Below are 16,941 nucleotides of genomic sequence, written 5' to 3'. Positions count from 1 at the left end.
GCTAACCCATGCACCGATCGTTGACGTTCAGAGCTATCGTTTGTTTGAGTAGCCTGGCCCCGACCACACTGCTATACGCAGCAACGGACCCCCAGGTTGAAGCACTAAAACAAGAACTCATGGAGTTGAAACAGCGTTACGAAGTACAACAGAACGCGCTGATGGTACTCGAGCAACGCGTTCGCCAAGTCGAAGAAGCACCTGCGACTCCTGCTCCCAAACGCCTGACCAAATCCCCCGCAGAAACGCCCAGGAGTGGTCAGACGGTGGCCGCCGGTGCGCCGGGAACCACGGGCAGTTCATACGGCCAATCGCTCCAGGAGGATTCGGAGCCTGCGCAAAGCGTTTCCAACCTGTATGACGAAGCCAGCGGCTTCTTCGGTGGCGGCAAGTTCAGCGTCGAAACCGGCCTGACCTATACGCACTACGATACCCGTGCATTGGTACTCAATGGCTTCCTGGCACTGGACGCAATTTTCCTCGGTAACATCAACCTCGACCGTATCAAGGCGGATAACTGGACCCTGGACCTGACCGCCCGCTACAACGTGGCACAACGTTGGCAGTTCGACATCAATGTCCCCGTGGTTTATCGCGAATCAACGTATTCCTCCGGTGGCGCCGGTGGCGCAGGACCGGTGACGTCGGACGCAACCGTTACCCGCGACCCGACCATCGGCGATGTGAACTTTGGCGTTGCCTACAAGTTTCTGGATGAGTCGGCCAATCTGCCCGACGCGGTCTTTACACTGCGCCTCAAGGCGCCGACCGGTAAGGACCCTTACGGCATCAAGCTGGTCAATGACCCGAACAACGATAACCTCTCGGTACCCGAGGACTTGCCTACCGGCAATGGTGTCTGGTCGATCACCCCGGGGCTCTCGCTGGTCAAGAGCTTCGACCCGGCCGTGCTGTTCGGCAGCCTGGCCTACACCTACAACATGGAAGACTCTTTCAGCGACATCAGCCCTCAGGTCAACTCCAAGGTGCCCGGGGACGTGAAACTGGGCGATTCCTGGCAGGTCGGCGCCGGCATTGCATTCGCCTTGAACGAGAAGATGAGTATGTCGTTCTCGTTCACCGATCAGTTCGCCCGCAAGAGCAAGATCAAGCCGGACGGTGGCGATTGGCAATCGATTTCCAACAGCGATTACAACTCGGCCAACTTCAACATCGGCATGACCCTGGCAGCAACCGATAACCTGACGATCGTTCCCAACCTGGCCATCGGCCTGACCGACGACTCGCCAGACTTTTCCTTCAGCCTGAAATTCCCGTACTACTTCTAACCGTTTTCCCCCTATGGAAAAGGCCCGCTGCGATGAATGTCGCAGCGGGCCTCTTCGTTTCACCGCGCCCTAGCGGATTTGGTGCTTATGCAGCAATCGGTAAAAAGTCGGCCGCGACACGCCCAGGACTCTGGCGGCGACGCTCAGGTTATCGCTGTGCCGGTTCAACACATCGCACAGCGCCTGACGCTCGGCGCGGGTCTTGTAGTCTTCAAGGGTGCCCATCGGCGTAGCGGTGATGTGTTGACTGATCAACCCCAGGTCTCGCGCCTCGATCTGCCGTCCTTCGGCCAGAACCAGCCCGCGCCGTACCCGGTTGGCTAACTCACGGACATTGCCCGGCCAGTCGTGCTTGCCCATGGCGATCAGCGCGTCCTCGCTGAAGCTGCGAGGACGACGGCCGGTTTCCTGGCTGTAGAAATGGGAAAAGTGGTTGGCCAGCATCGAGAGATCGCCATGGCGTTCACGCAGCGGCACGGTGATGACTTGCAAGACATTCAAACGGTAATACAGATCTTCGCGAAAGAGTTTCTTCTCAATGGCCGCTTCAAGGTCGACGTGCGTTGCCGCCAATACCCGCACATCCACCGGAATAGGCTGGTGCCCCCCTACACGCTCAATGTGTTTTTCCTGCAGGAAGCGCAGCAGATTGGCTTGCAGTTCGAGGGGGAGATCACCGATTTCATCGAGAAACAGCGTTCCGCCGTTGGCCGCCTCGATCCGTCCGACCTTACGCTGATGAGCGCCGGTAAAGGCCCCCTTCTCGTGGCCAAACAGTTCGGACTGGATCAAGTGTTCGGGAATCGCGCCGCAGTTGATCGCCACGAACGGTTTGCTGTGACGCTGGGATTGTCGATGCAGGGTGCGAGCGACCAATTCTTTGCCGGTCCCGCTTTCGCCGCGGATCAGCACCGGGGATTCGGTGGGTGCCAGTTTGCTCAGCAGTTTGCGCAGTTCGCGAATCGGTTTGCTGTCGCCGAGCAGTTCGTGTTCAGGCTGATCGATATGAACCGTGCCTTGGCCGCGCAGGCGCGCCATGCCGAAGGCGCGGCCCAAGGTGACCTGAACCCGTGAAACATCGAACGGCAGGGTATGGAAGTCAAAAAACCATTCGCAGACGAAGTCCCCGACATTTTGCAGTCGCAGGACTTCTTGATTCAGCACCGCAATCCACTCGGTACCGCTACGGCTGATCAATTCCTTGACGGCTTCCGGGCGCTCCAGATGAAAGGGCTGCAATCGGAACAGGCCGACATCGCAGGTTCGTTCGGTGGCGTTTTCCAGGGTACAGCTATCAACATCCCAACCCACGGCGCGTAAACCCGGCAACAGACGGTGGCAGTCGTCGCAAGGATCCACTACTAAAAGACGTCGCAAGGCAGGCGCTTCGATCATGACTGTTCCTTGACGCCAAATTTTAGGAAATATTATTAAAAACAGTCATTTGGCGGGCTTCGTTGTAACACTAGCAAGATTTTGACGCAGGCTTGTATCGATTGCTTATAGGGCTGTTTGCTTATTAGTTATAAGAAATCAATTGGTTAGTTACCTAACGAGTTGAACCTTTCATTCAGCTTTCAGAAACAGCCTGAATATCGAATCAATCAAAGAAAGTTGAAATTTCTTTTGATTGTGTGTGACCCAACCCCCACTTGCGGGCATCAGTACAAGTAACCAGCCGAACGGTAAGCCCAACCGACGGCATATCACTTGATTGGGCATACAGAGAGAAAACCCCATGAACGCCCCGCTCCGTATCAACGAAGCACTTTTGATTGCCGACCGCGCATTCCAACCCTTTCAATGCGTGGCCTGGGCACCACAAGACGGTAATGGCGAGCTCAGCCTGACTATCATCGATCGCACTAGTACTCGTATCGGCCGTAAACAAATTCCAAGCAGTGCCTATTCCGATCCAGCGCAACTCGAACACGTGCTGGAAGAAGCCCGTGCCGAGTTGAGCCAGGAAGGTTACACACTGCAATCGTGGTCCATGCCGCACTAAGCGTTTTCGCGGATTGCCGCCCGGCAATCCGCGCCCCCACTTCCTCTTAGTTGACGATTTTCTACAGTCAATGCGCGACACCACTCACCTGTTTTAACTTCTAACCCGCCATATTACTTGGCAGGCTTGGCAATGGTTCGAAAAGACATTGTTCTGGCACAAAACGCGCTTCCTCCAGCTCATGAAAACAGTTGTGCGCCGAGTCATTCAGGGGTTGAATGTTTTGCTCAGGCAGTCGCCATCCGGGAACCGGATTAAGGACGGCTGGCAAGGAGATGCATGCATGTCACCCCAGACTGCTTTTGCCTTACCTGCAACCGTGAATGGTGCCGAACGGCTCGATACGAATTTCGCTGGCACCGGCAAGACTCAAGTGTATTTCGCCGGCAGTCTCTCCAGCATGACCAATGGGGTTGCGATTGACCACGTCGGCCGGTTGTTGGTGGCGGCAAAGGTCGGTACGCCGGGCGGCCAACGCTTTGGCCTGGCCCGCCTGCTTGCAGATGGTTCGGCGGATCTGGAATTCGGCAAAAAAGGCAGCATCAGCGGCCAGTTCGCACTCGGCTTCGAGGCCATGGCTGGCAAGGTACGGGCATTGCCCAACGGGCACATTCTGGTGGCCGGCCTGCACTACGAGAATGCTCACCGTACGCTTCCCGCCCTGGCGATGTTTGATCAGCAAGGCTGCCCGGTCCAGGGTTTTGGCGACAATGGACGTTGCGTGGTGCGCCTTGCGGGTAATCTTTCCCTGGGTGCTCGCGACGCCTGGTTACCGCCCGGCGTGCCGAGCGCCGAAGCCTGTGATGTCTGCGTGCAGGACGACGGTCGAATCCTGCTGCTGGCCAATCATTACTTCGAACCGACCGATCACGTCGGCATGCTGATACGACTCAACGCCGACGGCTCGCTGGACGACAGCTTCAACGGTCGCGGCTTCGTCATGGTTCGGCACTTGTTGATGAACACCTGGCTCAGCAGCCTGATGGTGCAACGCGATGGTCGGATCCTGGTGAGTGGCTCAATCAATTTTCCCGAGGAAGGTCTGCTGGCGCGCTATCACCCGGACGGCCGACTGGATGACAGCTTCGCCGTGGATGGTTTCATGACCTTCAAGGCACGGGAGCACAGCGCTCAGATCAACCAGATCGTCCAGCATGAAAATGGTGACTTGCATTGTTTTGGCAGCAGTCGCGACCCGATGCTCTGCCTGTCTCTGAAAGTTCACAGTAATGGCCGACCCGATATTCATTGCAACGGTGGCAAGCCAAAGCTTTTAGGCGTCGGCCGCAGCAGTTGCCGCTGGACCGCCGCCGAGACTCAACCGGATGGACGTGTGCTGACAGTTGGATCGATGGTCGGCGGGATCGAAGCCGATTTCATTTTTGCCCGATATTTACCCAGTGGGCAGCTGGATCGCAGTTTTGCCAAGGGCATTGGCTGGTGTCGCACACGCCTGGGTCGCGGTTCGCATACCGCTACTTCATTGGCGATTCAGGCCGACGGCTGCATTGTCATAGGCGGCTACTCACTGGACGGAAACTGCCGCGCGATCGTCGCGCGTTATCAGTGTTAGGCCAACGTCATTTTCCTGCACTTGATCTTCTGTTCTTCTTACGGCAAGTTGCGCGCTTCTTAATACAAGGAGTAGCCGATGTCCGGTTCAATGGCCCAGGCCTTCGCGCACAACTTTCTCGGGCACTCACCTCGTTGGTACAAGGCGAGCATTGTCGGCTTCCTGATTCTCAACGCCCTGGTGTTGTGGACGGTCGGACCGGTGGCGGCCGGCTGGTTATTGGTGCTGGAGTTCATCTTCACCCTGGCCATGGCGCTCAAGTGTTACCCGCTCATGCCCGGTGGCTTGCTACTGGTCGAAGCGCTGCTGCTGAAAATGACCACACCCCAGGCTCTCTATGATGAGCTGGTGCACAACTTTCCGGTGATCCTGCTGCTGATGTTTATGGTGGCAGGCATCTACTTCATGAAAGACCTGCTGCTGTTCCTGTTTTCGCGCCTGTTGTTGGGGGTTCGCTCCAAGGCCCTGCTGGCATTGATGTTCTGTTTCCTGTCAGCGTTTCTGTCGGCGTTTCTCGATGCGCTGACCGTGACGGCAGTGATTATCAGTGCATCAGTGGGGTTCTATACGGTGTATCACCGCGTCGCCTCGGGCAACGACCCGCGTCAAGACAGCGAAATCAGCGATGACCGGCACCTGCCCACACTCCACCATGCCGACCTCGAACAGTTCCGCGCTTTCCTGCGCAGCCTGCTGATGCACGGTGCTGTGGGCACGGCGTTGGGTGGCGTGTGCACGCTGGTTGGCGAGCCGCAGAACCTGCTGATCGGCCATGAGATGGGGTGGCACTTCGCCGATTTCTTTTTGAAGATCGCCCCGGTGTCGCTGCCGGTGCTGGCAGCCGGCCTGGTGACTTGCGTGCTGCTGGAGAAACTGCGCTGGTTCGGCTATGGCACGCTGCTGCCAGACAACGTGCGTACGGTGCTGGCCAACTACGCCGCCGAAGACAACGCCGAACGCACTGCACGTCAGCGCGCTGCGTTGCTGGTTCAAGGGGTGGCGGCGCTGATTCTGATTGCCGGCCTCGCGTTTCACGTCGCCGAAGTCGGCCTGATCGGTTTGATGGTGATCGTGCTGATCACTGCGTTCACCGGCATTACTGACGAACACCGTATTGGCAACGCGTTCAGGGATGCGATGCCGTTCACGGCGCTGTTGGTGGTGTTTTTCGCAGTGGTGGCGGTGATTCATGATCAGCAACTGTTCACGCCGCTGATCCAGTGGGTGCTGGCGCTGCCGGCAGATCAACAGCCGGGCATGTTGTTTATTGCCAATGGCTTGTTGTCGGCCATTAGCGACAATGTGTTCGTGGCGACCATTTACATCACCGAAGTGAAACAGGCTTTCATCTCCGGCCACATGAGCCGCGAGCACTTTGAAACCCTGGCCATTGCGATCAATACCGGCACCAACCTGCCAAGCGTGGCGACACCCAATGGTCAGGCGGCGTTCCTGTTCCTGCTGACCTCGGCGATTGCACCGCTGATTCGCTTGTCGTATGGGCGAATGGTGTGGATGGCGCTGCCTTACACCGTGGTGATGGGCGTGTTGGGCTGGTATGCGGTGAGTTACTGGCTGTAACGCTGAACAAAATGTGGGAGCGGGCTTGCTCGCGAAGGCGATGTGTCATTCAACAACAATGTTGAATGTGACGGCCTCTTCGCGAGCAAGTCGAATCGTCGCACCGCCGCTCCCACATTGGTTTTGTGTCGTTATCGAGGAAGGATGTACTTCTCAATCGCCTGGGCCGCACCGTCTTCGGTATTGGCCCCGGTCACCACGTCGGCCTGACGCTTCACCGCCTCCTCCGCCTGCCCCATGGCGATCGACAACCCGGCGCTATGAAACATCGCCGGGTCATTGCCGCCGTCACCCATGGCGGCGGTCTGTTCCAGCGGCACCCCGAGAAACTCGGCCAGTGTCGCCAATGCCTCGCCCTTGTTCGCCAGCATCGCCGTCACGTCCAGATAGATCGGTTGCGAGCGCGAAACCTGCGCCTGCCCTTCGACCTTGGGCAGCAACTGCGCTTCCAGTTCGATCAACAGTTCGGCGTTGTTGCTGGCCGCGACGATTTTGTCGATGCGTGCCAGGTGAGGCTCAAAACTCTCGACCACCACCGGCGGATAACCCAGGCCGTGCTGCTCTCGCGGGACCATCGGGCCATACGCATCTTTCAGCAGCCAGTCGCCACCACTGAACACCCAGACTTCAATGTCCGGCTGATCGGCAAACAGCGTCAACGCCGTCAACGCTGCCGTGACCGGCAAATAATGCGCCACCAGCAAACTGCCGTCCGGGTTGACGATTGTGCCGCCATTGAAGGCCGCCGTCGGCAGATCGATACCCAGGGCTTCGATCTGCTGCAACATGGCTTTGGGCGGTCGCCCGGTCGCCAGGCTGAACAGCACACCGGCCTCGCGCAAGGCGCGGACTGCTTCGATCGTGCGCTGACTGAGGCTGTGATCAGGGAGCAGTAAAGTGCCGTCCATGTCACTGAGCAGAAAACGGATGGGTTGTTGCGTTACGTCACTCACCGACGCTGTGCCAAACACGGCCGTCGCGGGTCAGCAACTCGTCAGCGGTCTGTGGTCCGTCTTCGCCGGCCGCATAGTTCTCCACCGTTGCGTCCTGCTCCCAGGCGTCGAGGAATGGCTGCACGGCGCGCCAGCCATTCTCGATGTTGTCGGCACGCTGAAACAGCGTCTGATCGCCAGTCAGGCAGTCGTAGATCAAGGTTTCATAGCCAGTGGACGGCTGCATCTCGAAGAAATCCTTGTAGGCAAAGCCCAGTTCGATATTGGCCATGTTCAACGCCGGCCCCGGCCGCTTGGCCAGCAGGTCGAACCACATGCCTTCGTTGGGTTGAATCTGGATCCGCAGATAGGTCGGCTGCAACTCGTCGACCTCGGTGTCGCGAAACTGCGCGTACGGCGCAGGCTTGAAGCAAATGACAATCTCGGTGTCGCGCGCGCTCATGCGCTTGCCGGTGCGCAGGTAGAACGGCACGCCGACCCAGCGCCAGTTGTCGATCATGACTTTGAGCGCGACATAGGTTTCGGTCGTGCTGTCGGGCGCCACGTTGGCTTCCTGGCGATAACCGGGCAGCGGCTCGTCATCGATCTGGCCGGCGGTGTATTGGCCGCGCACCGAGTTGGCTCGCGCTTCCTCGGTCGACCAGGGGCGGATGGCGCCGACGACTTTGGCTTTTTCGCCGCGTACCGCATCGGCGCCAAAAGCGGCCGGTGGTTCCATGGCCACCATCGCCAATAATTGGAACAGGTGATTGGGCACCATGTCCCGCAGGGCGCCGGTGACCTCATAAAAACTGCCACGGGTTTCCACGCCGACGGTTTCGGCGGCGGTGATTTGCACGTGGTCGATGTAATGGTTGTTCCAGAAGGCTTCGAACAGGCTGTTGGAGAACCGGCTGACCAGAATGTTCTGCACGGTTTCCTTGCCCAGATAGTGATCGATCCGGTAGATCTGCTTTTCCGTCATCACTTTTAGCAAGCACGCGTTCAAGGCTTCGGCGGTGTGCAGATCGGAGCCAAAAGGTTTTTCGATCACCACCCTTCTGAATGCTTCGGGGGTTTCCTGGAGCAATCCGGCAGCACCGAGACGCCGCACCACTTCGCTGAAAAAGCGCGGCGCGGTAGCCAGATAGAAAATCGCATTGCCAGTTCCGCTGGCGGCGATTTTCGCCGCCAGCGCTTCATAGGTGCGTTCGTCGAGGAAGTCGCCCTGGACGTAACTGATGTGCTTGGCCAGTTTGGCCCACAAGGCCGGATCAAGGGCTTGATCGCCCTTGCCGACCTTGGTCGCCACTTCCGCCCGAATGAAATCTTCGAGTTTTTTGGCGAAGGCTTCGTCACTGATGGCGTTGTGATCAACGCCGATGATCCGCAGTCCATTTCCCAGCAAACCGTCGCGACTCAGGTTGTACAGCGCCGGCATCAGCAGGCGCTTGACCAGATCACCATGGGCACCGAACAGAAACAGCGTGGTAGGCGGTGCGGGTTCTGCCTTGGATTTCCTGCGGATCACATGGGTCATTTTTTCGAAGTCTCCACGTGGCCGCCGAAGCCGAAGCGCTGGGCAGAGAGAATCTTGTCGCCAAAGGTGCCTTGCCCGCGCGAACGGTAGCGCGAGAACAGCGAGTTCGACAGCACCGGTACAGGCACCGATTGCTCCATCGCGGCTTCGATGGTCCAGCGACCTTCACCGCTGTCAGCCACCGAGCCCGAGTAACCGTCAAGTTTCGGGTCGCTGGCCAGGGCATCGGCGGTCAGGTCGAGCAGCCAGGACGACACCACGCTGCCACGACGCCAGACTTCGGCGATGTCGGCGACGTTCAGGTCGAAACGCTGGTCTTCCGGCAGGTTGGTGCTGGCTTTGGTCTTGAGGATGTCGAAGCCTTCGGCGAAGGCCTGCATCATTCCGTATTCGATGCCGTTGTGGATCATTTTCACGAAGTGGCCAGAACCGGCCGGGCCTGCGTGGATATAACCGCGCTCGGCGCGATCGTCATCGGACTTGCGGTCCTTGGTGCGCGGGATGTCGCCCAGGCCCGGGGCCAGGGATTCGAACAGCGGGTCAAGACGCTTAACAGTCTCGGCATCGCCGCCGATCATCATGCAATAACCACGCTCCAGGCCCCAGACGCCGCCGGAGGTGCCGACGTCGATGTAGTGCAGGCCTTTTTCCGACAAGGTTTTGGCCCGGCGGATGTCGTCCTTATAGAAGGTGTTGCCGCCGTCGATGATGGTATCGCCAGCGTCGAGCAAGGTGCTCAGGGTGTCGATGGTGTCTTCGGTCGGTGCGCCGGCGGGCAGCATGACCCACACCGCGCGTGGTTTGGCCAGGCCAGCGACCAGGGCTGGCAAGTCGGCAACACCGGTGGCGCCTGCTTCAGCCAGGGTGTCGACAAAGGCGGTATTGCGGTCGTAAACAACGGTGGTATGTCCGTTGAGCATCAGGCGCCGCGCAATATTGCCGCCCATGCGGCCCAGTCCAATAATCCCGAGTTGCATGTACTGATGCTCCCTACTACAAATAAAGTGTGTCAAAGGTTATAGCCCAACGCGACTAATGAGGGTTAGTCCAGAGCGGCGGGATGAAGTTTCCGGGCATTGTGCCCGATCCAGACTGATAACGTCGGGAATCGTGCCGAAGACACAACGACCATGAAAAATAAAAAAGTTCCCTTCGAGGGCAAAAGAAATCAAAATTGGCGCCGATAGTAAGAGAGCACCTGATCCAGGGAGCGAACTTACAGTTGAGACAGCCATTTGCGAGGTGAGCAATGGGCACCGTACACACAGCACTGCCAGCACAAACCCTTTACGTCACGATCCGTCGCGATGAACTGCGCCAGTTGAAAGATGAGCGTGACCAATTGAAGCGGGAAGTCGCGCAATTGCGCCTGCTGACCCAAGGCAATGAGGTTCAGCCCTGGCCTGTCACCCAACGTGCTCCCCACGCCTGACCCCCTCGTTTGAATCGGAAACAGCCGCCGCTGTTTCCGACTCGCTGCAACCCTGCCTGCTCCGGCAACTCACAAAGTTTTCACACCTTCTTGTCGATACTTCGGCTCATTGTGGCCGTTCGGTATCCGTGCGGCATCCGTTCGTCTGCGACAGGGAGAGTGCGACGGCCGAAGTAATTATCAGGCTGGAGTGCTAATGGCTTTGTTTAAACGCAGCAAAACGTCTGCGAAAGGTTTTGATTGGGCAGGATTTCTCTGGTTATTTCTGTTCTTCTGGTATTTTTCGGGCATTACCCAACTGCTGATTCAACTGACGGGCACCTCCGGTTTTACCGGGTTCCGCCAGGCCTTTGTGATGAGTGCCATCTGGCTCGCGCCGATGCTGTTGTTCCCTAGGCAAACACGCGTGATGGCCGCGCTGATCGGCGTGGTGCTGTGGGCCTGTTCGATGGCCAGCCTCGGTTATTTCTTCATCTATCAGCAGGAATTTTCCCAGAGCGTCATCTTCATCATGTTCGAATCGAACGTGTCTGAAGCCGGCGAGTACATGACCCAGTATTTTGCCTGGTGGATGGTGCTGGCTTTCCTCGCCCACACCGCGTTCGCGTATTTGCTCTGGACCCGCCTGCGTCCGGTGTACCTGCCTCGTGGCCAGGCGCTGATCGCAGCGATGGCGATTCTGCTGGCCGTGGTCGGTTACCCGCTGATCAAGCAGACCGCGCACACCGGCAGCCTGGCGGGCGGCTTCGAGAAATTCGAAACTCGCATCGAGCCCGCGGTGCCGTGGCAGATGGCCGTGGCCTATCACCGTTACCTCAATACCCTGGCCGGCATGCAAGCCATGCTCGACAGCGCCAGCAAGATTGCACCGCTCAAGAACCTCACCGATGCGATGGCCAATCAGCCGGCGACTCTGGTGCTGGTGATCGGCGAGTCCACCAACCGTCAGCGCATGAGCCTGTACGGTTACCCACGGGAAACCACCCCCGAGCTGGACAAGCTCAAGGATCAACTGGCGGTTTTCGATAACGTCATTACCCCGCGCCCCTATACCATCGAAGCGTTGCAGCAGGTACTGACCTTCGCCGACGAAGAAAACCCCGACCTCTACCTGTCCACACCGTCGGTGGTCAGCATGATGAAACAGGCCGGTTACAAGACCTTCTGGATCACCAACCAGCAGACCATGACCAAGCGCAACACCATGCTCACAACGTTCTCCCAGCAGGCCGATGAGCAGGTGTACCTGAACAATAACCGTAACCAGAATGCCGCCCAGTACGATGGCGATGTGATCGAGCCGTTCAACAAGGCGCTGGCCGATGCGGCCCCACGCAAGCTGATCGTTGTGCATCTGCTCGGCACGCACATGAGCTACCAATACCGTTACCCGTCGACGTTCAACAAGTTCACCGACCGCAAAGGTGTTCCGGACGGCGTGCGTGACGATCAGGTGCCGACGTACAACAGCTATGACAACGCCGTGCTGTACAACGACTTCGTGGTGTCGAGCCTGATCAAGGACTACGCCAAGACTGATCCGAACGGCTTCCTGCTGTACCTCTCCGACCACGGCGAAGATGTTTTCGACTCCGCTGGCCACAATACCCTGGGCCGCAATGAGAGCAAGCCGACGGCACCGATGTACACCATTCCATTCATGGCTTGGGCATCGCCGAAATGGCGAGAAACCCATGACTGGAATTTTGCCGGTGATCTCGGACGGCCATACAGCAGTTCTCAGCTGATTCACACCTGGGCGGATCTGGCAGGCCTGAGTTTCGATGAACTGGACCGCAGCAAAAGCCTGGTCAGCGACAGCTTCAAGTCACGGCCGTTGATGATCGGCGATCCTTATGAGCGTCAGCAGCGGCCGTTGATCGACTTCAGCCTGATGAAACCCAAGAGCACGCCTGTCACGCCGGCAGTTGTTCAGCAGTAGTTTTTGGCGCGGATCCTGTTGGAGCGGGCTTGCGTGGCGAGGGAGCTTGCTCCCGCTCGGCTGCGAAGCAGTCGTAAACCCTTTACATGCGGTTTAACTTTGAAATGCCGGGGTCGCTGCGCGACCCAACGGGAGCAAGCTCCCTCGCCACACAAGCCCGCTCCCACAAGATTGTGGATTGCAAATTAAAGCGTTTTGATCCAGAACAGCATCCGCCCGTGCGCCGGGTCGAACATGCCTGGCGAAAAACCGAATTTGCCATAGGCCCCCTGAGCCACCGCATTACCTTCCAGTACTTCCAGGGTGATCTTGCAGCAGCCGCGCTGGCGTGCGATGTCCTCGACTTTGTGCAGCATCTTCTGACTCAGCCCCATCCCGCGAAACTTCGACACTACCGCCACGTCGTGTACGTTGACCAGCGGCCGGCAGGCAAAGGTCGAAAAACCTTCAAAGCAGTTGACCAGCCCTGCCGGCTCGCCGCCGACAAACGCCAGTACGCTGAAGGCATGCGGACGTTTGGCCAGTTCCCCAGGCAGTTGTTGCAATCTATCGGCGGATAACGGGTGACCGCCACCCATCGGGTCTTCGGCGTAGTGGTTCAATACAAGACAAATCGCCTCGGCATGCACCGGGTTGGTGTAGCTGGCCTGAAGCACAAGAATTACTGCGGATTCCATTTCCACCCTCAATCACACAAGTTGCCCCAGTTCGCCTCTTGCGCGCTGAAAGGTCCAGCGACCTTATCGCGAGTCCCGGGGTGCCGACAACTAGATCCTGTTGTGATCGTTCCCTCTCAAACGCCCCAGATCAATGCCTCGGTCCATCCCAACTCGGCAAAGTCCTCGGCCCTCAACTCTGCCTCACCGGCACAGAAAAACTCGTCCAGTTGCGGCGGCTTGACCGAGGTGCCACTGAGCATTGCGTGAACCTGCCCGCGATGATGAATCTGATGCTCGAACAAATGGGACAGCATGCGCAAACGGCTGTCATGTTGCGGCGTGTCGCGCGCGATGGTCACGAGCCGTCCGAGGTCTGCGTCGCGCAGTTGCTCGCAGTAGGCGATCAGTCGACGGTCCACCATTGCTTGCTCGCGCTTGAGATCGGCACCGTGGGTGAACGGCTCGTCTACGTTGAAGAACACGTAGCAATCGGGATGCGGTTCGTCACCGCGCAACTCCCGCTCCAGTGCATCCACATAGAACCAGTCGCACGTGAGGATGTGATTCAGAGTCGCGTTGAGGCTGGGGAAGAAACTGACTCGCGGCGCAGCCAGTTCAGCCCGGCTTAACTGAAGCCAGGCCTTGGCGAGTCGATGATTGGCCCAGGCGTTCTGATAGGCCATGGTCAGCAAATGGTGAGACAAGGGCTGATTCATGTTCGCTCCTTCTGGAGATCAAGCCTCGGCGAAACGTTTTAGCTGCATTTCCTGCAGACGACTAAGGGTGCGGCGAAACGGAAACTCCAGATAGCCCTCGGTGTACAACGCCTCCATCGGCACCTGCGCTTCGAGGTACAGCGGCACCTTGCGGTCGTAGCATTCGTCCACCAGGGCGATGAACCGGCGCACGCCGTCGTCATGCACCGACAACTGCGGCAACTCGCGATCCCCTGCCACCACCCGCTCGACACCGTCTTCAGTGCCGCGAGCGATGCGACCTTCGCGTTTTTGTGCGCTGAGGTTGGGCACGTCGCTCAACAGAATAGCGCTGAAGGTGTCGCACAGGGCCATGAAGTCCATGGCGGCAAATGGCTGCTCGCAGATATCGGCGTAACGGCACCACAGCACGGTTTGACTGGCCTGCATCACATTGACCGAACGGTAGCCGATCCTGACCGGATCGCTGGACAGCGCCTGGCCCACGGTCAAGGCTTTGAACACTTCGCTCAGAGCGCCGGGCTGACCTGGTACGTTCACCCAATAACGCTGCAGACCGGCGCCGGGGTGCAGACGATGATCTTCCCCGCCATCCACCGCAATCACCTGCATGTGTTGCTTGATTGCGGTAATGGCCGGCACGAACCGGTCACGGTTGAAGCCATCCGCGTACAGCTGATCCGGCGGCTGATTGGAGGTGCAGACCACCACCACACCCTGCTCGAACATCACCTGAAACAAACGCCCGAGAATGATGGCGTCACCGATGTCGTTGACGAACAGTTCATCGAAACACAGCACGCGCACTTCCTGGCTCAGCTCGCGTGCCAGCGCTTTCAACGGGTCGGCGGTGCCGGTCAATTGAAAGGAGCGCTGATGCACCCAGCCCATGAAGTGATGAAAGTGCTGACGTCGGGCCGGGACGCGCAGGTTTTGATAGAACTGATCCATCAACCAGGTCTTGCCCCGCCCGACCGGTCCCCAGAGGTACACGCCAGTGATGGGTGTGCGGCCTTCATGCAAGGCTTCGTGGCATTTTTGCAGCGCCCACACGGCATGTTCCTGGGCTTCGTCCTGGACGAAGCCCTTCTGTTCGATGGCGTGTTGCCAGGCGCTTAAGGGAGAGTCGACATTCATGCGCGGCAGTATATAGCAGCTAGCGAAGCTCAACCCCTGTGGGAGCGAGCCTGCTCGCGATAGCGGCGGGTCAGTCAATATTGATGCTGAATGTACCGCCGTCATCGCGAGCAGGCTCGCTCCCACAGGTTTAGCAGCGCGATACAGCACCGGGTTACAACGAGATATCCAGCCGGGCGATCTTGCCCTGCTCATTGAGGCGGAACATATAGCGCAGTTCCAGCGGGCTGCCGGGAAAGGTGCCGGAGATCAGGTTATGCACCAGCACTTTGCCGGTGCGCAGCTGAACGTCGAGCACCTCGACCCTTGGCTGATAACGTTGTGCGGTGTCTTGCATCCATTGGGCGATGGCTTGTGTGCCGACCTGATGCTGCCCTTCATCGAACACGTTGGCATCCTCAGCGAAAAAACTGGCAACCCTCGACGTGTCACGAGCATTGGCAGCGGCAATGTAGGCGGCGATGGCGGGGGCCAGTGAAGAGGCTGGATTGGACATGTTTACGGCTCCTTGTGAGTTGATTCTGGAGCCATGCTAAAACAAGCCTGTGTCAGTTCTTGTCAGGAGTGAAACGCCCTGCTTCGTCCAGTTGCATCTGCTTGCGCCAGGTGCGCAAGAGGTCGCTGCGCCGCCCCGGATAGTGTTCGCCCTGTTCGCTGGCGGCCGAGATCCGGTCGGTGCGAAAGGTGCGATAGGCACTGCGCAATTCACACCAGGCAACGATGATCCGCACCTCGTTGAGAAAGCCCAGGGCCAGTGGCCATATCAGCCGCTGACTCGGCACCTGGTTGGCGTCCGCGTAATCGATGTGCAGCTTGGCCTGATCGCGGATGGCTTGGCGAAATACATTCAAGGGCACGGCATTTTGCGGATAGCCATAACCCGGAGGACCCGGCAGCACGGTCGGGTTGCGCAAGGCCTCCTGGGCCGCGGGGTCGAGTACCGCGGCGATTTTTGCCAGGGCATCGGCCGCGGCTTTGCCCAAGACCTCATCACCACGCTGATCCACGTAGCGCAAGCCGAGCACGATGGCTTCGGTTTCATCGGCATTGAGCATCAAGGGCGGCAGAAACAGACCGCTGCGCAACACATAACCGATCCCCGCCTCGCCAAAGATCGGTGCGCCGAGGGCGGTGAGTTCCGCGATGTCGCGGTACAGCGTGCGTTCGGAAATCTCCAGTTCGCTGGCCAATGTCGCGGCAGTCACCGGACGACTTTTGCCCCGAAGCACTTGTAACAAAGTCAGTAAACGGCTGGTTCGCGACACGGTCGGCAGGCTCTTTCCTGAAAAGTCGTCGGAGCTTAGCAGAGGCTGCTGTCAGAAACTGGCAGGAGCGATAAGACCATCGCTCTATGGCCTGACACAGATCAAATGCGGGAGCGGGCTTGCTCGCGAAAGCGACCACAACATCTTCGAATCACCGATCACCGTCGGTGCGTTGTGCGCTATCGTGCTGAATATCTTCCTGCCCGAAGAATTCATCGAGCTGGAAGAAGATGAGTTCGACCCGCAAGCCTCGGTGCTTCAGGTGATGCAGAATCCGGATGTTGCGCCCAAAGGTGAACCCGCTTCACCTGCAGCTGTCGCACAGTTGAACCGTGCGTCATGCTCAAGAGCCGAGCCACGAGCGGCTCGGCCTTTTTCTTTACGGGAGCCTGTCCATGCGCAGATTGTTCGCCCTGTCTCTGTCCCTCTTGCTGCTCTCCCTGAGCGCCTGCGCCCTGTTCCCTCATCACGACCCGCTGAACATCAACGTGGTCGGTATCGAGCCGCTGCCAAGCCAGGAACTGGAAGTGCGTTTTGCGGTAAAACTGCGTGTGCAAAACCCCAATGAAACGGCAATCGACTACAACGGTGTAGCCCTGGATCTGGAGGTGAACGGTCAATCACTCGCCTCCGGCGTCAGCGACCAGTCGGGCTCGATTCCGCGTTTTTCCGAAGCAGTCATCGTGGTGCCGGTGAGCGTTTCGGCCTTCTCGGTGCTGCGTCAGACCCTCGGGCTGAGTCAGACGCAGACACTGAACAATCTGCCTTACGTGCTTCGGGGCAAACTGGCCAGCGGTGTGTTCGGCACGATGCGTTTCGTTGATCACGGCAAACTCAGCCTGCCGGGGCCGACTACCGACACGTGGTGAC

The 16,941-nt window shown here is 58.5% G+C and carries 16 protein-coding genes and 1 pseudogene; 8 read left to right on the top strand and 9 right to left on the bottom strand.

What is annotated here, in order from left to right; genetic code table 11:
* The first annotated feature begins 8 nt into the window (after positions 1–8).
* A complete protein-coding gene (gene fapF, locus BK662_RS24625) occupies positions 9–1,289 on the top strand; it encodes a fibril amyloid transporter FapF (protein WP_123359591.1) in 1,281 nt (426 codons plus the stop codon).
* A 69-nt stretch (positions 1,290–1,358) separates the two neighbouring features.
* On the opposite strand, the gene BK662_RS24620 is transcribed toward fapF, so the two are convergent.
* Positions 1,359–2,684: a sigma-54 dependent transcriptional regulator gene (locus tag BK662_RS24620; protein ID WP_123359592.1), complete on the bottom strand. Its 1,326-nt coding sequence runs from the start codon at positions 2,682–2,684 to the stop codon at positions 1,359–1,361.
* Positions 2,685–3,027: 343 nt separating this feature from the next.
* Here BK662_RS24620 and BK662_RS24615 point away from each other — a divergent pair, with 343 nt between their 5' ends.
* The 3 genes from BK662_RS24615 to nhaB all read left to right on the top strand — a co-directional run bounded on the left by BK662_RS24615 (position 3,028) and on the right by nhaB (position 6,448).
* Complete coding sequence (locus BK662_RS24615) at positions 3,028–3,294, top strand: hypothetical protein (protein ID WP_123359593.1); 267 nt, start codon at positions 3,028–3,030, stop codon at positions 3,292–3,294.
* Between the two features lie 283 nt (positions 3,295–3,577).
* Positions 3,578–4,867 (top strand): NHL repeat-containing protein, encoded by a 1,290-nt coding sequence (locus tag BK662_RS24610; protein ID WP_123359594.1) that lies wholly within the window; start codon positions 3,578–3,580, stop codon positions 4,865–4,867.
* Positions 4,868–4,945: 78 nt separating this feature from the next.
* A complete protein-coding gene (gene nhaB, locus BK662_RS24605; protein WP_123359595.1) occupies positions 4,946–6,448 on the top strand; it encodes a sodium/proton antiporter NhaB in 1,503 nt (500 codons plus the stop codon).
* A gap of 131 nt (positions 6,449–6,579) precedes the next feature.
* Here the strand turns inward: nhaB and BK662_RS24595 are convergent, their stop codons facing one another.
* From BK662_RS24595 to gnd, 3 genes are read right to left on the bottom strand one after another with little or no spacing between them, the layout of a single operon-like run.
* A complete protein-coding gene (locus tag BK662_RS24595) occupies positions 6,580–7,401 on the bottom strand; it encodes an HAD family hydrolase (RefSeq protein ID WP_123359596.1) in 822 nt (273 codons plus the stop codon).
* Positions 7,394–8,920 (bottom strand): glucose-6-phosphate dehydrogenase, encoded by a 1,527-nt coding sequence (gene zwf / locus BK662_RS24590; protein ID WP_123359597.1) that lies wholly within the window; start codon positions 8,918–8,920, stop codon positions 7,394–7,396. Before zwf ends, BK662_RS24595 begins: the two co-directional genes overlap by 8 nt.
* Positions 8,917–9,897 (bottom strand): phosphogluconate dehydrogenase (NAD(+)-dependent, decarboxylating), encoded by a 981-nt coding sequence (gene gnd, locus BK662_RS24585; RefSeq protein ID WP_123359598.1) that lies wholly within the window; start codon positions 9,895–9,897, stop codon positions 8,917–8,919. The genes zwf and gnd overlap by 4 nt, the downstream gene beginning before the upstream one ends.
* Positions 9,898–10,169: 272 nt before the next feature.
* On the opposite strand from gnd, the gene BK662_RS24580 reads away from it, so the two are divergent.
* The gene (locus BK662_RS24580) at positions 10,170–10,352 is read left to right on the top strand and encodes a DUF6026 family protein (protein WP_123359599.1); all 183 of its coding nucleotides are present in this window, start codon (positions 10,170–10,172) and stop codon (positions 10,350–10,352) included.
* A 196-nt stretch (positions 10,353–10,548) separates the two neighbouring features.
* Positions 10,549–12,294 carry a phosphoethanolamine transferase CptA gene (locus tag BK662_RS24575; protein WP_123359600.1) on the top strand — a complete coding sequence of 582 codons (1,746 nt, stop codon included), beginning with the start codon at positions 10,549–10,551 and terminating at the stop codon, positions 12,292–12,294.
* Between the two features lie 185 nt (positions 12,295–12,479).
* Here the strand turns inward: BK662_RS24575 and BK662_RS24570 are convergent, their stop codons facing one another.
* The 5 genes from BK662_RS24570 to BK662_RS24550 all read right to left on the bottom strand — a co-directional run bounded on the left by BK662_RS24570 (position 12,480) and on the right by BK662_RS24550 (position 16,071).
* On the bottom strand, positions 12,480–12,971 hold the full coding sequence (locus BK662_RS24570) for a GNAT family N-acetyltransferase (RefSeq protein WP_123359601.1): 492 nt from the start codon (positions 12,969–12,971) through the stop codon (positions 12,480–12,482).
* Positions 12,972–13,087: 116 nt separating this feature from the next.
* Positions 13,088–13,669: a DinB family protein gene (locus BK662_RS24565; RefSeq protein WP_123359602.1), complete on the bottom strand. Its 582-nt coding sequence runs from the start codon at positions 13,667–13,669 to the stop codon at positions 13,088–13,090.
* A gap of 18 nt (positions 13,670–13,687) precedes the next feature.
* Positions 13,688–14,806: a cell division protein ZapE gene (gene zapE, locus BK662_RS24560; protein WP_123359603.1), complete on the bottom strand. Its 1,119-nt coding sequence runs from the start codon at positions 14,804–14,806 to the stop codon at positions 13,688–13,690.
* A 154-nt stretch (positions 14,807–14,960) separates the two neighbouring features.
* Positions 14,961–15,302: a nuclear transport factor 2 family protein gene (locus BK662_RS24555; protein WP_007897370.1), complete on the bottom strand. Its 342-nt coding sequence runs from the start codon at positions 15,300–15,302 to the stop codon at positions 14,961–14,963.
* A gap of 52 nt (positions 15,303–15,354) precedes the next feature.
* The gene (locus BK662_RS24550; RefSeq protein ID WP_123359604.1) at positions 15,355–16,071 is read right to left on the bottom strand and encodes a helix-turn-helix transcriptional regulator; all 717 of its coding nucleotides are present in this window, start codon (positions 16,069–16,071) and stop codon (positions 15,355–15,357) included.
* Positions 16,072–16,207: 136 nt separating this feature from the next.
* Between BK662_RS24550 and BK662_RS35400 the strand changes: the two are divergent.
* Both BK662_RS35400 and BK662_RS24540 read left to right on the top strand, forming a co-directional pair.
* Positions 16,208–16,405, top strand: a pseudogene (locus tag BK662_RS35400) (xanthine permease XanP); the annotation flags it as partial.
* 61 nt (positions 16,406–16,466) lie between these two features.
* Positions 16,467–16,940 carry an LEA/WHy family protein gene (locus tag BK662_RS24540; RefSeq protein ID WP_123359605.1) on the top strand — a complete coding sequence of 158 codons (474 nt, stop codon included), beginning with the start codon at positions 16,467–16,469 and terminating at the stop codon, positions 16,938–16,940.
* Position 16,941: the final 1 nt, after the last annotated feature.

Origin of the sequence: Pseudomonas frederiksbergensis (genome assembly GCF_003732275.1) — a bacterium.
In the GTDB taxonomy this organism is placed as follows: domain Bacteria; phylum Pseudomonadota; class Gammaproteobacteria; order Pseudomonadales; family Pseudomonadaceae; genus Aquipseudomonas; species Aquipseudomonas frederiksbergensis_H.
The sequence above is the reverse complement of the archived record's forward strand: the minus strand, read 5'-3'. Positions and strand labels throughout refer to the sequence as shown.

Bases quoted from the DNA above. Each gene is read 5' to 3' on its own strand.
- BK662_RS24570 (WP_123359601.1), bottom strand. From the start codon at position 12,971: ATGGAATCCGCAGTAATTCTTGTGCTTCAGGCCAGCTACACCAACCCG.
- BK662_RS24615 (WP_123359593.1), top strand. From the start codon at position 3,028: ATGAACGCCCCGCTCCGTATCAACGAAGCACTTTTGATTGCCGACCGC.
- BK662_RS24555 (WP_007897370.1), bottom strand. From the start codon at position 15,302: ATGTCCAATCCAGCCTCTTCACTGGCCCCCGCCATCGCCGCCTACATT.
- BK662_RS24575 (WP_123359600.1), top strand. From the start codon at position 10,549: ATGGCTTTGTTTAAACGCAGCAAAACGTCTGCGAAAGGTTTTGATTGG.
- zwf (WP_123359597.1), bottom strand. From the start codon at position 8,920: ATGACCCATGTGATCCGCAGGAAATCCAAGGCAGAACCCGCACCGCCT.
- zapE (WP_123359603.1), bottom strand. From the start codon at position 14,806: ATGAATGTCGACTCTCCCTTAAGCGCCTGGCAACACGCCATCGAACAG.
- fapF (WP_123359591.1), top strand. From the start codon at position 9: ATGCACCGATCGTTGACGTTCAGAGCTATCGTTTGTTTGAGTAGCCTG.
- BK662_RS24610 (WP_123359594.1), top strand. From the start codon at position 3,578: ATGTCACCCCAGACTGCTTTTGCCTTACCTGCAACCGTGAATGGTGCC.
- BK662_RS24620 (WP_123359592.1), bottom strand. From the start codon at position 2,684: ATGATCGAAGCGCCTGCCTTGCGACGTCTTTTAGTAGTGGATCCTTGC.
- BK662_RS24580 (WP_123359599.1), top strand. From the start codon at position 10,170: ATGGGCACCGTACACACAGCACTGCCAGCACAAACCCTTTACGTCACG.
- BK662_RS24565 (WP_123359602.1), bottom strand. From the start codon at position 13,669: ATGAATCAGCCCTTGTCTCACCATTTGCTGACCATGGCCTATCAGAAC.
- BK662_RS24540 (WP_123359605.1), top strand. From the start codon at position 16,467: ATGCGCAGATTGTTCGCCCTGTCTCTGTCCCTCTTGCTGCTCTCCCTG.
- gnd (WP_123359598.1), bottom strand. From the start codon at position 9,897: ATGCAACTCGGGATTATTGGACTGGGCCGCATGGGCGGCAATATTGCG.
- nhaB (WP_123359595.1), top strand. From the start codon at position 4,946: ATGTCCGGTTCAATGGCCCAGGCCTTCGCGCACAACTTTCTCGGGCAC.